The organism is Streptosporangium sp. NPDC000239 (genome assembly GCF_040300765.1).
Classification (GTDB): Bacteria; Actinomycetota; Actinomycetes; order Streptosporangiales; family Streptosporangiaceae; genus Streptosporangium.
In genome coordinates this window covers 106373-123719 of the sequence record NZ_JBEPEI010000010.1, presented here as the reverse complement: position 1 = coordinate 123719, position 17347 = coordinate 106373, and the positions used below count along the sequence as shown (strand labels likewise).

The window sequence follows — 17347 nt, the reverse complement described above, 5'->3', positions numbered from 1 at the left end:
GACGACGGAAAACGGTTCAGGCGGCGCTGAAGCAGCGGACCTTGGCCAGCATGGCCGAGGTCTGCTCGGCGCTCAGGCGCGCCCTGGGGTCCTTGCGCAGCAGCCCGCGCAGGACGGGTTCGAGCGCGCCCGCCCGCTGCGGGGCCCGCGCGGGCTCGCGCAGCGCCTCGACCAGCGCGGGCATCGAGTTGACCGTCCTGAACGGGGTCCTGCCCTCGACGGCCATGTAGAGGGTCGCCCCGAAGGACCACATGTCCGCCTCGCGGGTGCCGCCCCGGCCGTGCAGGGTCTCCGGGGCGATGAAGGCCGGAGTACCGCGCATCGAGTTGCCCGCCGTGCCCTCGGGGGCGGCGAAGCCGAAGTCCGCGAGCACCACCCGGTCGCCCGTCAGCATGATGTTGGCGGGCTTGATGTCACGGTGGATCACGCCGCCGTCGTGCGCGTGCCGCAGCGCGTCGAGCAGCCTGCGGCCCATCCCCGCCACCAGGTCGACCGGGAGCGGCCCCGCCTGGACGAGTGTGTCGTGCAGGGTGAGGGCTTCGAGGAACTCCATGACGATCCAGAGCCGTTCGGCCTCCTCGGCCAGGTTGTGGACCGTCACGATGCCCCGATGGCTGAGCCTGGCGGCCATCCGGGCCTCGCGCACCACCCGCCGCCGCTGCTCGGCCGCGGCCGGACCCGGTGGCAGGGCGATCTCCTTGAGCGCCACCTTCCGTTCGAGTAACAGGTCGTAGGCGCGCCATACCACGCCCGTCGCACCCCGGCCTACGGGGGAGTGAAGCTTGTAACGGCTGGCGACGATGGTGCTCACGGTCCAATGATCGCAGTTTTACACCGGGTTGGCCTACTCGGAACGGTCCTGACTCGCCGGAGCGGCCTCAGATCAGGCCGATGCCGAGCAGCAACGTGCCCGCGGCGAGGAACACGCCGCCGAGGACCGTGAGCCAGATCAGCTTGTTCGGCTTGGTGTCCGACGGGCGTACGACCGACAGGAAGAAGCCGAGCGGCATCAGGATCGGTGACGAGACGATCAGGAGCCTGGTCAGCCTCTGGAGGCCCTCTCCCCAGTGGGTCTGGTCGATGTAGAACAGCGCGACGAGCGAGAACAGGACCAGGACGCCGGCGTGGGCGTGCCCGGCTCGCCACAGGTTCTGCCGTACGGGGTTGTCGAGGTAACCGGGGACGTTGCGCATGATGTGCGTCAGCAGCATGAGCCCGCCGAAGGCGATGGTGGGCACGGTGATCAGGAGCACTCCGGCGGTGCTCAGCGTCTCGGGGGGCATTGGGCTCCTTCTGGAAGGCCGATGTCGGCCCATCATTGGATAGAGTAGCTATCTAGTCAAGTGGGATTTGCCGCCGGAGGCTTCGGGAGGGTTGTCTTGGGGCGAGTCCGGGGAGTTCGCGGTCCTCGTAAAGATCGAGGACGATCCACGCGAAATGTCCGCCGGTTCGGGGAAGATATGGGACAACGACGTCCCCCATGTGGAGGTGCCACAGATGGCTAGCAAGGACACCGGAGGCCAGAAGCAGACCGGGCGGACCGACAAGGAGGTCGAGGAGACCGCGCAGGCCGACTCCACCGACGTCCAGGACCGCCACGAGAAGCTCTCCGACGACGTCGACGCCATTCTCGACGAGATCGACGAGGTGCTTGAGGAGAACGCGGAGGAGTTCGTCAGGTCCTACGTCCAGAAGGGCGGCCAGTAGCCGGTCGTCCGCGTCCGCGGTCCGGAGGCGGAAGTCCGGAGGCGGCGGCTCCGCGGGTGAGAGCCCGGGATCGGCGCCTCCGGGGTGAGCGTCCGGAGACGAGAGGGGAAGTCAGACGGGCCCGGGGCAGAGCGGGGTGAGGCCGCGCGCGGCGGCACCGGCCCCCCGGGTGGTTCGACGGCGTTGGTGAACGTGGGAAGACGAGAGGCGGACCGGCTCAGGGCACGGCCGGGCCGCGCGACGACAGGCCGATCGGCCGTCGCCGGTCCCGCCGCGCCCTGACGGCGCGGACCGGCGCGGGCGGACGGGTGAGACGAAACAGCCACCCGTCCCCTTTTTTCTGGGTTCTCCGGCCGCCCGAAGGGCCCTCCCGTCCGTGCGGAGAGCCGGGCAGGAGACCCCCGCGTGTGGGCGCGGAACGCGGCGCCCGCGCGGATGTAAAGATTCGAAGACGCTCCCGGAGAGGGTTCGCGCTGAGCTGATCCAGGGAAGTGCATGCAGCACGACAAGATGAGTAAGGTCGGGCCTTATAGGACCGCACCTTTGGAGGGAGTCGCGTGGGATCGCACAGGGACCTGCCCGCCGGCATGGTGAATCACATCTTCACGAACAGCGGCATTTCCTCGTTCACCGAGTTCGTCGGCTCCTACGCGCCGGACTTGTTGCCCGGCAGAAACGAGACCCTGGCGGCCCCGGTAGGAGACCACGTCCCGCATGCGACCACGATCGTCGCCGCGACCTGCGCGGGCGGTGTGGTGATGGCCGGTGACCGCAGGGCGACCTCGGGGAACATCATCTCCCAGCGGGACATGGAGAAGGTGTTCCGCACCGACGACTTCTCGTGCATGGGCATCGCCGGGGCGGCCAGCACCGGCCTTGAGATGGCCCGCCTCTACCGGGTCGAGCTGGAGCACTACGAGAAGATGGAGGGCAGGACGCTCTCCGTCGCCGGGAAGGCCAACCGCCTGGCCACGATGATCCGCGGCAACCTCGGCATGGCGATGCAGGGCCTGGCCGTCGTGCCGTTGTTCGCCGCCTACGACCCGGAGATCGACGGCGGGCGGATCTTCGGATACGACGTCGGCGGCGGGCCGTACGAGCAGCACCAGCACCACGCGATCGGCTCGGGATCGATCTTCGCGCGTGGTTCGCTGAAGAAGCTCTACCGGGAGAACTCCTCGCCGGAGGAGGTCGTGCGGGCGCTCGTCAACGCGCTGTACGACGCGGCCGACGACGACTCGGCGACCGGCGGCCCCGACGTCACCCGCAAGATCTGGCCCGTCGTAGCGCAGATCACCGCCGACGGCTTCCGCCGTCTGTCCGACGAGGAGGTCGGCGCCCACGTCCAGACAGTCCTCGAAGGGCGCATGAGCTCCCCCGACGGCCCCGTCGCCCCGCTGCGCTAACACGAGAGGATCACCCCAAGTGTCCATACCCTTTGGATATGTCTCGCCCGAGCAGCAGATGCGGGACAAGGCGGACTACGCGCGTAAGGGGATCGCGCGAGGCCGCAGCGTCGTCGTCCTGCAGTACGAGCACGGCATCCTGTTCGTCGCCCCCAACCCCTCCCGGGCCCTGCACAAGATCAGCGAGATCTACGACAAGATCGGGTTCGCCGCGGTCGGCCGCTACAACGAGTTCGAGGCTCTGCGCCTCGGCGGCATCCGTTACGCCGACATCAACGGCTACAACTACGCCAGGGACGACGTCACCGCGCGCGGACTGGCCAACCTCTACGCGCAGAACCTCGGTCAGATCTTCACCGAGTCGCCCAAGCCCTTCGAGGTCGAGATCGTGGTCGCCGAGGTCGGTGACAGCGCGGAGGAGGACCACATCTACCGCCTCACCTTCGACGGCTCGGTCTTCGACGAGACCGGCCTGGTGGCGATGGGCGGCCAGGCGGAGGCGGTCGCGGGCAGGCTCAAGGAGCGCTACCGCGAGGGCATGCCGCTGGCCGAGGCCCTTGAGGCGGCGCTGTTCGCGCTCACCGAGCCGGGCGGCGAGCGTCCTCCGGCCGGTCAGCTCGAGGTCGCGGTGCTCGACCGCAACCGGCCGCACCGCAAGTTCCTGCGCCTGAACGGTCCGCGTCTGGAGCAGGCGCTCGCCGAGGGACGGCCCCAGGACGCCGCGTCCGAGGCGGAGTCCGGTACGGCGCAGGCCTCCGATCTGCCGCCGACCGCGCCCGAGGGCGACATCGACACCGGCTCCAACGGCTGACGGGCCGTCCCGGCTGTGGTGAGAGCGCCGTGTCCCGTGTGGGGCACGGCGCTCCGCTGTGATGTGGATCACTGTCCGCCCGGCGAACCCGGCCCACACGGTGGTCGTCGTAACGGGCATGAAACGCTCCATGCTGGCCGTGGCCGCCGCCCTCTCCGTCGCCCTGGGCGGCGCGATCCCCGCCGAGGCCGCGGTGATTCCGAACTTCCCCAAGCCGAAGATCTTCGGGACCACCTTCCAGAGCGATCCGGGCCACGACTTCACCAAGCACATCAGCTCCCGTAAGGACGGCATCCTGCGCGGCTGGATCACCCACGTCGGACGTACCCAGGTGGAGTACAAGCCGATCAAGTGGAAGAGGGACAAGTACACCGAGGGGTACTTCGTCGGTCCGCCCGAGGGGGATGTGACCGCCTACGCCTCACCCGTCGCCAAGAACGTCGTCTTCCTGAGCGCCTTCGGCTGCTCGGCGAAGATGACCGGGACCACCGTCGACAAGGGGGGCCTGGGCGCCAAGCGGTGCTCCAGGAAGGCCCTGCTGACCAGGGCGAAGAGCACCCGCCCCTCGCTGATCACCGTGTACCGGGGACAGATCGTCAAGGTCCAGGAGATCTACACCCCCTGAGCCGGGTACGGGGTGGCCCTCCGCACCGGCACCCCCATCATCTCCGTACGGCTCGCGCCCGCCTCACCGGGCGTGAGCCCCGCTCACGCTTAGCCGATCCCCGCCGGGGGCATAAGCCATACGACCGAAAACCCCACTGATCCCTCCCGCAGGAGGGGTTCGGCGAATAGTGTGAGGCAATGGACCGTCGCATCTTCGGGCTTGAGAACGAGTACGGCGTCACCTGCACGTTCAGGGGACAGCGGCGGCTGTCGCCCGACGAGGTCGCGCGTTACCTATTCCGCAGAGTCGTCTCCTGGGGCCGGTCGAGCAACGTCTTCCTGCGCAACGGCGCGCGCCTCTACCTCGATGTCGGCAGCCACCCGGAGTACGCAACCCCCGAGTGCGACAACGTCGTGGAGCTCGTCACCCACGACAAGGCGGGTGAGCGCATCCTGGAGGGCCTGCTCGTCGACGCGGAGAAGCGGCTGCGCGAGGAGGGCATCGCCGGGGACATCTACCTGTTCAAGAACAACACCGACTCGGCCGGCAACTCCTACGGCTGCCACGAGAACTACCTGGTCGGCAGGCACGGGGAGTTCGGCCGCCTGGCGGACGTGCTCATTCCCTTCCTGGTCACCCGGCAGATCATCTGCGGCGCGGGCAAGGTGCTGCAGACCCCGCGTGGCGCGGTCTACTGCGTCTCCCAGCGGGCCGAGCACATCTGGGAGGGCGTCTCCAGTGCGACGACCCGTTCCCGGCCGATCATCAACACCCGTGACGAGCCGCACGCGGACGCCGAGCGCTTCCGCCGCCTGCACGTCATCGTCGGCGACTCCAACATGAGCGAGACGACGATGCTGCTCAAGGTCGGCGCGACCGACCTGGTGCTGCGCATGATCGAGGCGGGCACCGTGATGCGCGACCTTTCGCTGGAGAACCCGATCCGGGCCATCAGGGAGGTCTCCCACGACATGACCGGGCGGCGGCGGGTGCGCCTGGCCAACGGCAGGGAGGCGTCCTCGCTGGAGATCCAGCAGGAGTACCTCGCCAAGGCACGTGACTTCGTCGACCGCAGGGGCGGTGACAAGATCAGCGAGCGGGTGCTGGAGCTGTGGGAGCGGACGCTCACCGCGGTCGAGACGGGAAACCTGGACCTGGTCTCCAGGGAGATCGACTGGGTCACCAAGTACCAGCTGATCGAGCGCTACCGCAGGAAGTACGACCTGCCGCTGTCCAGCCCCAGGGTCGCCCAGCTCGACCTCGCCTACCACGACGTGCACCGGCGCCGGGGCCTGTTCTACCTGCTGCAGAAGCGCGGCGCGGTCGAACGGGTCGCCTCCGACCTGAAGATCTTCGAGGCCAAGTCGGTGCCGCCGCAGACCACCAGGGCGAAGCTGCGCGGGGAGTTCATCCGCAGGGCGCAGGAGAAGCGGCGCGACTTCACCGTCGACTGGGTCCACCTGAAGCTCAACGACCAGGCACAGCGCACGGTGCTGTGCAAGGACCCCTTCCGTAGCGTGGACGAAAGGGTGGACAAGTTGATCGCGGGCATGTGACGGTCATGCTTCGGTAAGGTCATCGGCGGTCTTAGCACGCCCGTATGTGTTGACGGGTAGTGTGACGCAAACCTGACGTCTTTCAGAAGGATATTCATGCGCCGCCGCAGCCTGGCCGTACTGGCCGCAGTGCCACTGTTGTTCGCCGCCGCCTGTGGCTCCGAAGGGGGGTCGGGGGCACAGGCCACCACCTCCGCCGGGACGGCGCCCGAGCTGAAGGTCACCGGGGCGGTGAACACCAAACCGACCGTCGAGTTCCCGGCGAAGGTCACGGAGGCCTCCTCCTACCGGGTGCTCACGCCCGGAACCGTCGGCACCCCCGCGAAGGACGGTGCCAGCGTGGTGGCCAACCTCACCGTCTTCACCTGGGACGGCAAGCAGAACAAGCTGGTCGGCTCGACCTACGACGAGGGTGGTCCGCAGCTGATCACTCTCAACGAGCAGATCCCCGAGATCCTGCGCAAGGGCTTCGCCGAGACCAAGGGCGGAGGCAGGTTCCTGTCGGTCGTCGGCAAGGACGCGCTGCCCAAGGAACAGCAGGCCCAGGCGCCCGCGGGCCAGTCGCAGGTCTTCGTGGTCGACGTGATCGACGTCCCCGCGGGCAAGGCCGCCCAGGGCGAGGCGACCGACCCCACCCTCAAGGGGATCAAGGTCGAGAACCCCGGTGGGGAGGCCGCGCCCAAGCTGACCACCAAGACCGACGAGAAGGCCCCCAAGGAACTGGTCGCCAAGACCGTGATCAAGGGCACCGGTCCCGAGGTCAAGTCGGGCCAGTCGATCCTGGTCCAGTACGTCGGCAAGATCTGGGGTTCCGATCTGGAGTTCGACAGCAGCTGGTCGCGCGGTGGCGCGCCGATCATGTTCCAGATCGGCACCGGCCGGGTCATCAAGGGCTGGGACCAGGGCCTGGTCGGCGTCCCGGTCGGCAGCCGGGTGCTGCTGAGCATCCCGCCGGACCTGGGTTACGGCAAGGAGGGCTCCGGCGACAAGATCAAGGGGACCGACACGCTGGTCTTCCTGGTGGACGTCCTCAAGGCCTACTGACCCGCTTGAGCGCTCAAGGGACCCGGTCACGCACCCGCGTGGCCGGGTCCTTCGTGTCACCGGTACCGGTGCCGTACGTGAGGAGTGCCGGCACCCAAGCCCCGCGACGCCGTCAGGCGGCGCAAAAGGAACACCGCCTAGAATCCCGGCTGTGAGCAGCGATGACCTCGGCACGGTCGCGGCCCTGCACGATCCCGTGAGGCGGGCCGTCTACGAGTATGTGGCCTCCCTGGGGCGTGAGGCGGGGCGCAACGAGACCGCGGAGGCGGTCGGGGTGCAACGGACCCTGGCGGCCTTCCACCTCGACAAGCTGGTCGAGGCCGGCCTGCTGGAGGCGGGTTTCAAGCGCCTGACCGACAGGACGGGGCCGGGAAGTGGCCGTCCGGCGAAGGTCTACCGCAGGGCGCGAGGGGAGTGGCAGGTCAGCGTCCCGGCCAGGGACTACCGCTCCATGGCGTCGATGCTGGCCGAGGCGGTCGACCGCCTCGGCGGGGACGAGGTGGCCGACGAGGTCGCGCGGCGGGCGGGCGCGGAGCTGGCGGAACGGGGCGAGGACCTGACCGGGGCGCTGCGCGGACGAGGATACGAACCCTACGAGGAGGACGGCGCGCTGCGGTTGCGCAACTGTCCCTTCCACGTGTTGTCGCAGGAGCAGCCGCTGCTGGTGTGCTCGATGAACCTGGCGCTGTGCCGGGGGCTGCTCGACGCCCTGGGAGAGGAGGACCGTACGGCCAGGTTGGACCCCCGTCCTGGGGAGTGCTGCGTCGCCTTTTCTAAAAACAATGAAGATTGACATAGAAGGGCGGTGGATGGTTTGCTGACGAGCATGCATCTCGCCCAGCTCAACGTCGGTCATCTGCGCGCGCCCCTCGAATCCCCCGAGATCGCCGACTTCGTCGCGGCCCTCGACCCCGTCAACCGTCTCGCAGAGGAGGCCCCCGGCTATGTGTGGCGGCTCAAGGGAGGAGACGGGCCTCAGGACGTCGTCCATCACGACTACGGTGACCACCTGCTGATCAACTTCTCCGTGTGGGAGGACAGGGACAGCCTGTGGGACTTCGTCTACCGCAGCGCCCACCTGGGCTTCCTGCAGCGACGCAGAGAGTGGTTCCAGCGCGTCGCGGAGCCGTACTCGGTGATGTGGTGGATTCCGCGCGGGCACGTGCCCACGCTGGAGGAGGGCATGGAACGCCTCGACCTGCTCAAGGCGCAGGGCCCCACGCCGGAGGCCTTCACCTTCAAGCAGTTCTACGAGAGCAGCGAGGCCGCGTGGCGTCCCGCCGCCGCCGAGGTCAGGAAGTAGGCCAGGTCCTCGTCAAGCCCGCGGCCCATCGTCGACAGCCTGACCGGGCAGTCCGCGAGGGCCTCGTAAAGCCCCTCGACCGAGACCCCGACCAGCTCGTGCCGTACGGCCAGCGGCGCGCACTGCTCGGCGACCCGGCTGCCGAAGTCGCCGGGCAACTCGGGCACCACCACCTGGGCGGGGGCGAGGGCGACCCTGCCGTAGGCGGTCAGTGAGTGGTGGGATACCCCGATGTGGCGCTTACGCAGGTCGCCCTCGCTGACCCGCAGCGCCGCGACCGGCCTGCCGTCCAGCACGGAGGCCGCGTTGACCGCCTCGCCCGCCGAGACGCCGGAGAAGCCCCAGCGGGTGCCGGTGCCCAGGTTGCCGGGGCCCTGGGTGACGACCGCCACGTCGGCGCCCATGACGTGGCGGGCCGCAAGCAGGCCCGTGTGCAGCGTCACGGCCTCCACGTCGCCGCCGAACGCCTGGCCGACCGTGACCACCCCGTCGAGCCAGCCGATCTCTCTGAGCCTGGCGCAGGACATGGAGAACCAGGCGGGCAGCGCGCCGCCGTCGAGCATCACGTAGGCGACCCGGGCCCCGCCGGGGCGGGAACCGTAGAGGCCGCAGAGGATCGCGGGCAGCGCCGAGTGCAGGTCGGCGACCACGACCGGCATGCCGTCCAGCGAGTCGGCCTCGCGGAGCGCCTCGTGGAAGGGCGAGTCCTGCTCGTCCGCACCGAGCACGGTGGCCTGCAAGGGGGTGTAGCGTGCCTTCACCAGGTGGCCGGGACCCTGTGGATCTTTCGGCAATCTGTTCGGGAGAGCCACCACCATGGCGTAACCTCCCGTACCGAGACCCATCGCGAGCGCGGTCGTGTTGAGGAGGACCGTGTCGCCCGGCTCAGGACGCCCGACCAGGGCGGGATAGGCCAGCGCGCGGACGACCCCCTCCTCGGTGGAGACCTCGATCTCCATCGCCCCCGACCACTCTCGCCGGACACGCGCGACCTCGCCCCTGCGCCATCTGATCACCGGGGAAGAGTAGCGCCACCTGGACGTAGAGTCATGTGAACAGGGAAGGAGGCCGGATGTCGCGCCGGAAGACCGAGCGGTTGCTGAACCTTGTGATCTGCCTGCTGGCCACGAGGCGGCCGCTCAGCGCCGAGCACATCCGCCAGGCGGTGCCGGGCTACGACGCCGCCAACGACGAGGCCTTCCAGCGGATGTTCGAGCGGGACAAGAACGAGCTGCGGGAGATCGGCATCCCGATCGAGGTCCAGAAGGACCCCTGGGAGGAGGACCCCGGCTACCGGATCGTCAGGGAGTCCTACGAACTGCCCGAGATCACCCTCGAACCCGACGAGGCCGCCGTGGTCGGTCTGGCCGCCCAGGTGTGGCAGCGCGCGAGCCTGGCCGAGGCCGCCAGCGGCGCGCTGCTGAAGCTGCGCGCGGGAGGAGTGGAGACCGACGAGGCGGACGGGATGCTCGGCGGGGCGCTCGAACTGCGCGTCGACACACGGGACCCGGCCTTCCCCGCGCTGTGGGAGGCCGTGCGCGACCGGCGCGCGGTCCGCTTCCCCTATCGGGCCGCGGCCAGCGAGAGCGTGCTGACCAGGACGGTCGAGCCGTGGGGAGTGGTCAGCCGCCGTGGCCGCTGGTACGTCGTCGGCCACGACCGCGACCGTGACGCGGCACGGGTGTTCCGGCTCAGCCGGATCAACGGCCCCGTCGTACCGGTCGGCCGCCCCGGCGCCGTCGTGGTCCCCGAGGGCGTCGACATCACCTCGATGGTCGGCTACCGCGACGAGATGACGGTCAGGGAGCGCACCGCCCTCATCCGGGTCCGCGAGGGCACCTGCCAGGGGCTGCGCCAGGTGGCCAAGGCCGTACGGCAGGGCACCGGCGGGTGGGACGAGCTGGACGTCGAGTTCACCGACACCGAGCGGCTCGCCGGGTGGGTGGCGGGCTTCGCCGCGGACGCCGAGGTGACCGGTCCGCCGGACGCCAGGGAGGCCGTGATCCGCCGCCTGAAGGGAGCCCTGGCGTGACGGGCGAGGACACACGAACGAGCAGGGGGAGCGCAGTATGAGCACGGCCGACCGGTTGCCCAGGCTGCTGGCGCTGGTGCCGTACCTGATGTCCCACCCCGGGGCGCAGGTGCCGGAGGTCGCCAAGGTCTTCGGACTGAGCGAGAAACAGCTCATCGACGACCTGCAACTGGTGTGGATGTGCGGGTTGCCCGGCCACACCCCGGGAGACCTGATCGACGTCTCCTGGGACGGCGGTGAGATCCTCATCGACAACGCCGAGACCATCGCCCGCCCGCTGCGGCTGGGCATCGACGAGGCGAGCGCGCTGCTGGTGGCCCTGCGGATGCTCGCCGAGCTGCCGGAGTTCGGCGACCGTGACGCGCTGGCGCGGGTCATCGCCAAGTTCGAGCAGGCCGCGGGAGAGGGAGCGGCGGCGGTCAGCAGCCAGGTCGCCGTCGAGGTCGGCGCGACCCCGGACGCCCTGCCGACCGTCAACGAGGCGTTGCGCCGCGGCCGGCGGCTGTCGCTGCGCTACCACGTGCCCGGCCGTGACGAGATCACCCCGCGCGAGGTCGACCCGATGCGCCTGGTCGTGGTGGACGGCCGTTCCTACCTGTCGGGCTGGTGCTACCGGGCCGAGGCGGTCCGGCTGTTCCGTCTCGACCGGATGCTCACCGTCGAGATCCTCGAAACGGCCGCCGACCCGCCCGCGGACGCGGTGCCCGACGAGGTGACACCCGGGGTGTTCCGTCCTTCGCCGACCGACGAGCTGGTCGAGCTCGAACTGACCCCCGCGGGCCGCTGGGTCGCCGAGTACTACGCGTGCGAGGAGGTCACCGAGCTGGGCGAGGGGCGCCTGAAGGTGGCGCTGCGGGCTCGCGACCAGGGCTGGCTGGTACGGCTCGCACTGCGTCTCGGCGACACGGGCCGGGTGCTCTCACCCGCCTCACTGGCCGAGAGCGTCAGGCGGGCGGCGACCTCGGCGCTGAATCGTTACGAGTCGGTCTCCTGACGTGCGCCGTTATGATCGGCTGTCATGAGCTGGATCTTCGCCGCGGTCGGTCTCGCCTTCGCAGGCCTGCTGGTGCTGGGTTTTCTCGGGGTTCGCGTGCTGCTGGCCACCAGGGAGCTGGGCAGGGAGGTCGACAGGATTCGCCGGACGATCACCCCCGCACACAGCGCCTTGAACGAGCAGGTCCGGACAATCCCATCCCGGAAGGGATGAGTCTGTGCCCGGGGGAGCGTACGATCGGGCAGGAGAGTGCGTGTCGTTCGGCCTAAGGATGTGTCATGCCTAACCTGGGACCCACCGAGCTGATCATCATCGGCGTGATCCTGATCCTGCTGTTCGGTGCGAAGAAACTGCCGGACGCGGCTCGCGGCCTGGGCCGGTCGCTGCGGATCTTCAAGTCGGAGACGGCCAAGCTTCGCGACGACGACGAGACGGACACCCACACGGCCACCCATACGGCCACCGTCGTCCAGGCGCAGCAGCCCGCCCCGGCTCCCCAGCCGCTCCCCACGGCTCCCACCGCCCAGACGGCCGAGGAGCAGGCGCGTGCCCTTGAGGAGCAGGCCGCGAAGCTGCGTGCCCAGGCCGGTGCGGCCAAGCCGCAGTAGGGGCCGTACCGCAGAGGCCGCAGCCAGGTCTGTGGCCGGCTCCCCACCACCTCACTCGTCAGACCGGGATTCGTGAATGGCGCTGCTGAAATGGCCCAAGCCGGGCTCGAACAGACCGGGATCGCCCACGGAATCCTCCGAGGGGCGCATGCCGCTCATGGAACACCTCCGTGAGCTGCGCAACCGCATCCTGATCTCCCTGCTCGCGCTGGTCGTCGGCATCGTTGTCGGCTTCCTGTTCTTCCAGCCGATCTGGACTTTCATCACCGAGCCCTACTGCAGCCTTCCCGCGTCGCAGACCCTGCGAGCCGGAGAGTGCACCTTCGCCATCCGCGGTGTCTTCGAGGCCTTCTTCGTCAACCTGAAGGTCGCGGTGATGTTCGCGATGGTCGTCTCCTCACCGGTCTGGCTGTATCAGATCTGGGCCTTCGTCACCCCTGGCCTGTACCGCAACGAGAAGCGCTACTCGCTGTCGTTCCTCGGCCTTGCGATCCCGCTGTTCCTGGCGGGTGCCGGTCTGGCCTACCTCATCATGGACACCGGTCTGGCGATCCTGCTCAGCTTCGCGCCCAACAACGCGATCCCGCTGCTGGAGATGGACGACTACCTCACCTACGCGCTGGTGATGCTGGTCATCTTCGGTGTCTCCTTCGAGCTGCCGTTGCTCATGGTCTTCCTCAACGTGATCGGCGTTCTGCCGCGCGCCACCGTGGCCAAGCACCGGCGCACGGTGATCTTCATCATGTTCGTCTTCGCCGCCCTCGCGACCCCGAGCACCGACCCGTTCTCGATGGTCGCCCTGGCGATCCCGATGGTCGTGCTGTTCGCCCTCGCCGAGGGCTTCATGTACCTCAGGGAGAAGAGAGCTCCCAAGGGCGAGGACTTCTCCAACCTGCCCGACGACGAGGCCTCCCCGCTCGACCTGGAGACGGATACCGATCCGCCGAAATAGGCGGTAGATTCCGGCCCCATGCCCGGAGAGATCGCCGTCCTCGTCAACCCCGCCGCCCGGGGCGGGCGCTCACGCGGGATGCTCGGCCCGGTGCTGCACCGGCTGCGCCGAGGCGACAGGAAGGTCTCCGTGCTCGTCGGTGAATCCGCCGCCGACGCCCTGGCCAGAGCCCGTACGGCCGTGGCCGCCGGCGCGAGCGCGCTGGTGGCCTTCGGCGGTGACGGGCTGGTGCACCTGGCCGTGCAGGCGGTCGCGGAGACCGGAGTCCCACTGGGGATCATCCCCGCGGGCACAGGAAACGACATCGCCACCGCCCTCGGCGTCCCGCGGGGCGGACCTCTGGAGGCGGCCGACGCCGTACTCCGGGGTGGCAGCCGTACGGTGGACGCCGTGCAGACCGGGAGCGGCGAGTGGTTCGCAGGGGTGCTCGCCTGCGGCTTCGACTCCCGCGTCAACGAGCGGGCCAACCGGATCAGCGGGCCACCGGGCATGGCCAGATACCTGCTCGCACTGGCCGCGGAACTGGGCTCCTACCGGCCGATCCCGTTCCGGATGATCCTGGACGGCCCCTCGGGGACCGAGACGATCGAACGGCGGGCCATGCTGGTCGCCGTCGGCAACACCTCCTCCTACGGCGCCGGGATGCGCGTGTGCCCCGGCGCAGTCCCCGACGACGGCCTGCTGGACGTGACGATCATCGACGCGGTGCCCGTCGGGCGTTTCCTGCGCGCCTTTCCCCGGGTCTACCGGGGCTCCCACATCACCCACCCCTTCGTCACGACCAGGCGCGTGCGCGGGATCACTCTGGAGGCACCGGACGTGGTCGCCTACGCCGACGGCGAGCGCCTGGGCCCGCTCCCTCTCAACTGTGAGGTCGTCCCAGGGGCTCTGTCTCTTTGCTCCGCCTTCGGCGTCGCGGGGGCCTGGGCGCCCTGAGTCGGTGCTTTCCCTCGTCACTGCGTCGCTGCGCTCCTGCGTTCCTCAGTCCAAGCACCGACGCGCCCAAGCCGAAACCCCTCACACACGGCACCGGTAAAGCAGCAAGACCAAACTCTTCACTTCTGGCGCCAGGGCGTCGGAGTGGAAACCTTTCGGGCACGGCGCCGAAGCGCCCGAACCGGAAATCCCTCACACACTGGACCAGGGAAGTGCAAACCGAACTCTTCGCGCATGGCGTCGGGATCCTCCTCAACCCGGGTGGAGGGGGAGGCGGGCGATCTTCTGGGGTTCGTGGGGCGGACCGGAATCCTGATATCGGTAGGCTTGGAGACATGACGACCCCAGCGGAACGTTACGCTGCCTTCCGTCAGAGCCAGGCCGACAGCGGACCGGCGCTGACCTCGTTCCGCGGTCTTTACAGCTTCCAGCTGGACGACTTCCAGCTGGACGCCTGCCGGGCTCTTGAGGCGGGTGACGGGGTGCTCGTGGCGGCCCCCACCGGCTCGGGCAAGACCGTGGTGGGGGAGTTCGCGGTGCACCTGGCCCTGGAGGAGGGCCGTAAGTGCTTCTACACGACCCCCATCAAGGCGCTCTCCAACCAGAAGTACAACGACCTGGTCAAACGCTACGGCGCCGCCAAGGTCGGCCTGCTCACCGGTGACAACAGCGTCAACGGCGAGGCCCCGATCGTCGTCATGACGACCGAGGTGCTGCGCAACATGCTCTACGCCGGGTCGGGGACCCTCGCGGGGCTCGGCTTCGTCGTCATGGACGAGGTCCACTACCTGGCCGACCGGTTCCGCGGCGCGGTCTGGGAAGAGGTGATCATCCACCTTCCCGAGTCGGTACGGCTGGTCGCCCTGTCGGCCACGGTCAGTAACGCCGAGGAGTTCGGTGAGTGGCTGGGGGAGGTCCGCGGCGACACCAGCGTCATCGTCGACGAGCACCGGCCCGTCCCGCTCTGGCAGCACATGCTCGTCGGTCACCGCCTGTACGACCTCTTCGTCGGTGAGGAGGACGGCCTCAGGCCGCTGGTCAACCCCAACCTGCTGCGCCTGGCCAGAGACGAGGAGCGACAGGCGTACGGCAGAGGCCGCAGGGGCTACTCCCGCCCGCGCAGGGGCGGCCCGCCGGACCGTTCCCAGGCCATCGAGCGTCTCGACGCCGCGGGCCTGCTGCCCGCGATCACCTTCATCTTCTCCAGGGCCGGTTGCGACGCGGCCGTCATGCAGTGCCTGTACGCCGGGATCCGGCTCACCACGGACGCCGAGCGTCACGAGATCCGGCAGATCGTCGACGAGCGCACCGCCCACCTTCCGGACGAGGACCTCGCGGTGCTCGGCTACCTGGAGTGGCGCGACGCCCTGGAACGCGGCCTGGCGGCCCACCACGCGGGCATGCTTCCGGCCTTCAAGGAGGTCGTCGAGGAACTGTTCACCCGCAACCTGGTCAAGGCCGTGTTCGCCACGGAGACCCTCGCCCTGGGCATCAACATGCCCGCCCGCTCCGTGGTGATCGAGAAGCTCGACAAGTGGAACGGCGAGACCCACGCCGACCTCACCCCGGGTGAGTACACCCAGCTCACCGGAAGGGCGGGGCGGCGCGGCATCGACGTCGAGGGACACGCGGTCGTCCACTGGCAGCCGGGCATGGACCCGTTGCAGGTCGCGGGCCTGGCCAGCACCCGCACCTACCCCCTGCGTTCCAGCTTCCGCCCCTCCTACAACATGGCGGTCAACCTGGTCGGCCAGGTGGGCAGGGAACGTGCCAGGTCGCTCCTTGAGTCCTCCTTCGCGCAGTTCCAGGCCGACCGGGCGGTCGTCGGCATCGCCAAGCAGCTGCGCCGTCATGAGGAGGCGCTGCGGGGCTACCGCGACTCGATGACCTGTCATCTGGGCGACTTCGAGGAGTACGCCGGGATGCGCAGGGCGCTGTCCGACCGGGAGGCCGAGCTGGCGCGTCAGCGTGGCGCGGCCCGTAGGGGCCAGGCGCTGCGCTCCCTTGAGGCGCTCAGGCCGGGAGACATCATCCGTGTGCCCGGCGGACGCAGGGCCGGGGTCGCGGTCGTCCTGGACCCCGGGCTCAACTCCCGCGGTGAGGGGCCGGCCCCGCTGGTGCTGACCGCGGGCAAGCAGGTCAAGAAGCTCTCACCCGCCGACTTCCCCGTCCCCGTCGAGCCGGTCGAGCATCTGCGCATCCCGAAGAACTTCAACGCCCGGTCGCCGAGGGAGCGGGCCGACCTGGTCTCCTCCATGCACGCCAAGCTCGGTGACCGTGACCTCGGCAAGCCTCCCAGGGCGCGTGACCACGCCGCGGAGGACGAGGAGATCCTGCGCCTGCGCAGGGACCTCAGGCAGCATCCCTGCCACGGCTGTGACGAGCGGGAGGACCACGCCCGCTGGGCGGAGCGCTACTACAAGCTGCTCAGGGAGACCGAGGGCCTGCGCCGTAGGGTCGAGGGCCGCTCCCACGTCATCGCCCGCACCTTCGACAAGGTGTGCGGGGTGCTCGACCAGCTGGGATACCTCGACGGTGAGAACGTCACCGCGGAGGGTCGCAGGCTGGCCCAGCTCTACACCGAGCTGGACCTGCTCACCGCCGAGTGCCTGCGCGCCGGGCTCTGGGAGGGCTTGGACCCGGCGGAGCTGGCGGCCACCGTCTCCTCGCTGGTCTTCGAGTCCCGGCAGGCGGACGAGGCGCGTCAACCGAGGATTCCCGCGGGCGGGGTGCAGAAGGCGCTGGGCGACATGATGCGTCTGTGGGGCGACCTGGAGGCCGTCGAGAGCGACCACGGCCTGTCGTTCATCAGGGAGCCCGACTTCGGGTTCGCCTGGGCGGCCTTCCGCTGGGCCAGGGGGCACAACCTGGACGCGGTGCTCGGCGACGGGGTCAACGGCGCCGAGCTGGCCGCGGGAGACTTCGTGCGCTGGATCAAGCAGCTGCTCGACCTGCTCGGCCAGATCGCCGACGCGGCCCCGTCCGGCAGCAAGGTGAGGCAGAACGCGGGCAAGGCGATGGACGCGCTCAGACGCGGCGTCGTGGCCTACTCGTCCCTGAGCTGAGCGGATCCGAGGGAGGGCACGGGCCGACTGACCGTCCGGTCAATACCGCGTGACGGCGGGTGGGCGGAACGTCACCTTCAGGGCTGTTTTCCGGGATATCGCCTAGGAAATTCCCAAAGCGGAACCATGTTGGACCCCCGCCCAGGGAGGTAGGAATGCTCGCCCTCGTCGCCGCGCTGCTGTTCGTTCTCGCGCTGATCTTCCAGATCGCCGGTGTGGCCGTCGGTTCCGTCGTGACCGTCACCACGCTCGTCCTCGCCGGACTGGCCCTCGTCGCCCTGCACCTGCTGGGCGTCGGCGCCGGCTGGACGCTCAAGAGGTAAGAG

At 69.3% G+C, this 17347-nt stretch carries 19 protein-coding genes; 16 read left to right on the top strand and 3 right to left on the bottom strand.

What is annotated here, in order from left to right; all coding sequences use genetic code 11:
* Positions 1 to 16 precede the first annotated feature (16 nt).
* Positions 17 to 811 (bottom strand): serine/threonine-protein kinase, encoded by a 795-nt coding sequence (locus tag ABT340_RS24195; RefSeq protein WP_352013086.1) that lies wholly within the window; start codon positions 809 to 811, stop codon positions 17 to 19.
* Between the two features lie 67 nt (positions 812 to 878).
* On the bottom strand, positions 879 to 1283 hold the full coding sequence (locus tag ABT340_RS24190) for a hypothetical protein (RefSeq protein WP_352013085.1): 405 nt from the start codon (positions 1281 to 1283) through the stop codon (positions 879 to 881).
* Positions 1284 to 1497: 214 nt separating this feature from the next.
* Between ABT340_RS24190 and ABT340_RS24185 the strand changes: the two genes are divergently transcribed.
* The 8 genes from ABT340_RS24185 (at position 1498) to ABT340_RS24150 (ending at position 8434) form a co-directional block, all read left to right on the top strand.
* On the top strand, positions 1498 to 1707 hold the full coding sequence (locus ABT340_RS24185; RefSeq protein ID WP_352013084.1) for a ubiquitin-like protein Pup: 210 nt from the start codon (positions 1498 to 1500) through the stop codon (positions 1705 to 1707).
* Positions 1708 to 2264: 557 nt separating this feature from the next.
* Positions 2265 to 3113 carry a proteasome subunit beta gene (prcB, locus tag ABT340_RS24180; RefSeq protein WP_386190379.1) on the top strand — a complete coding sequence of 283 codons (849 nt, stop codon included), beginning with the start codon at positions 2265 to 2267 and terminating at the stop codon, positions 3111 to 3113.
* 19 nt (positions 3114 to 3132) lie between these two features.
* On the top strand, positions 3133 to 3924 hold the full coding sequence (gene prcA, locus ABT340_RS24175) for a proteasome subunit alpha (RefSeq protein WP_352013083.1): 792 nt from the start codon (positions 3133 to 3135) through the stop codon (positions 3922 to 3924).
* A 118-nt stretch (positions 3925 to 4042) separates the two neighbouring features.
* Positions 4043 to 4549, top strand: a complete 507-nt coding sequence (locus ABT340_RS24170; RefSeq protein ID WP_352013082.1) for a hypothetical protein — start codon at positions 4043 to 4045, stop codon at positions 4547 to 4549.
* A 179-nt stretch (positions 4550 to 4728) separates the two neighbouring features.
* Positions 4729 to 6087, top strand: coding sequence for a Pup--protein ligase (gene pafA, locus ABT340_RS24165; RefSeq protein ID WP_352013081.1), 1359 nt, complete (start codon positions 4729 to 4731; stop codon positions 6085 to 6087).
* Positions 6088 to 6183: 96 nt separating this feature from the next.
* The gene (locus ABT340_RS24160; RefSeq protein WP_352013080.1) at positions 6184 to 7131 is read left to right on the top strand and encodes an FKBP-type peptidyl-prolyl cis-trans isomerase; all 948 of its coding nucleotides are present in this window, start codon (positions 6184 to 6186) and stop codon (positions 7129 to 7131) included.
* Between the two features lie 151 nt (positions 7132 to 7282).
* Positions 7283 to 7924 carry a helix-turn-helix transcriptional regulator gene (locus ABT340_RS24155; protein WP_352013079.1) on the top strand — a complete coding sequence of 214 codons (642 nt, stop codon included), beginning with the start codon at positions 7283 to 7285 and terminating at the stop codon, positions 7922 to 7924.
* Positions 7925 to 7957: 33 nt separating this feature from the next.
* Positions 7958 to 8434 carry a DUF3291 domain-containing protein gene (locus tag ABT340_RS24150; protein WP_352013232.1) on the top strand — a complete coding sequence of 159 codons (477 nt, stop codon included), beginning with the start codon at positions 7958 to 7960 and terminating at the stop codon, positions 8432 to 8434.
* Here ABT340_RS24150 and ABT340_RS24145 read toward each other — a convergent pair.
* Complete coding sequence (locus ABT340_RS24145; RefSeq protein ID WP_352013078.1) at positions 8380 to 9450, bottom strand: DUF3866 family protein; 1071 nt, start codon at positions 9448 to 9450, stop codon at positions 8380 to 8382. The genes ABT340_RS24150 and ABT340_RS24145 overlap by 55 nt on opposite strands.
* Before the next feature lie 56 nt (positions 9451 to 9506).
* Here ABT340_RS24145 and ABT340_RS24140 point away from each other — a divergent pair, with 56 nt between their 5' ends.
* The 8 genes from ABT340_RS24140 to ABT340_RS24105 all read left to right on the top strand — a co-directional run bounded on the left by ABT340_RS24140 (position 9507) and on the right by ABT340_RS24105 (position 17344).
* Complete coding sequence (locus tag ABT340_RS24140; RefSeq protein WP_352013077.1) at positions 9507 to 10466, top strand: helix-turn-helix transcriptional regulator; 960 nt, start codon at positions 9507 to 9509, stop codon at positions 10464 to 10466.
* A gap of 37 nt (positions 10467 to 10503) precedes the next feature.
* Positions 10504 to 11460, top strand: coding sequence for a helix-turn-helix transcriptional regulator (locus ABT340_RS24135; RefSeq protein ID WP_352013076.1), 957 nt, complete (start codon positions 10504 to 10506; stop codon positions 11458 to 11460).
* Between the two features lie 24 nt (positions 11461 to 11484).
* The gene (locus ABT340_RS24130; RefSeq protein ID WP_352013075.1) at positions 11485 to 11673 is read left to right on the top strand and encodes a hypothetical protein; all 189 of its coding nucleotides are present in this window, start codon (positions 11485 to 11487) and stop codon (positions 11671 to 11673) included.
* A 65-nt stretch (positions 11674 to 11738) separates the two neighbouring features.
* The gene (tatA, locus tag ABT340_RS24125; protein ID WP_352013074.1) at positions 11739 to 12068 is read left to right on the top strand and encodes a Sec-independent protein translocase subunit TatA; all 330 of its coding nucleotides are present in this window, start codon (positions 11739 to 11741) and stop codon (positions 12066 to 12068) included.
* A 157-nt stretch (positions 12069 to 12225) separates the two neighbouring features.
* Entirely contained in the window at positions 12226 to 13020 is a 795-nt protein-coding gene (tatC, locus tag ABT340_RS24120) for a twin-arginine translocase subunit TatC (RefSeq protein WP_352013073.1), read from the top strand.
* A gap of 18 nt (positions 13021 to 13038) precedes the next feature.
* Complete coding sequence (locus tag ABT340_RS24115; RefSeq protein WP_352013072.1) at positions 13039 to 13956, top strand: diacylglycerol kinase family protein; 918 nt, start codon at positions 13039 to 13041, stop codon at positions 13954 to 13956.
* Between the two features lie 335 nt (positions 13957 to 14291).
* The gene (locus ABT340_RS24110) at positions 14292 to 17021 is read left to right on the top strand and encodes a DEAD/DEAH box helicase (protein WP_352013071.1); all 2730 of its coding nucleotides are present in this window, start codon (positions 14292 to 14294) and stop codon (positions 17019 to 17021) included.
* A 155-nt stretch (positions 17022 to 17176) separates the two neighbouring features.
* Complete coding sequence (locus ABT340_RS24105) at positions 17177 to 17344, top strand: hypothetical protein (protein ID WP_352013070.1); 168 nt, start codon at positions 17177 to 17179, stop codon at positions 17342 to 17344.
* Positions 17345 to 17347: the final 3 nt, after the last annotated feature.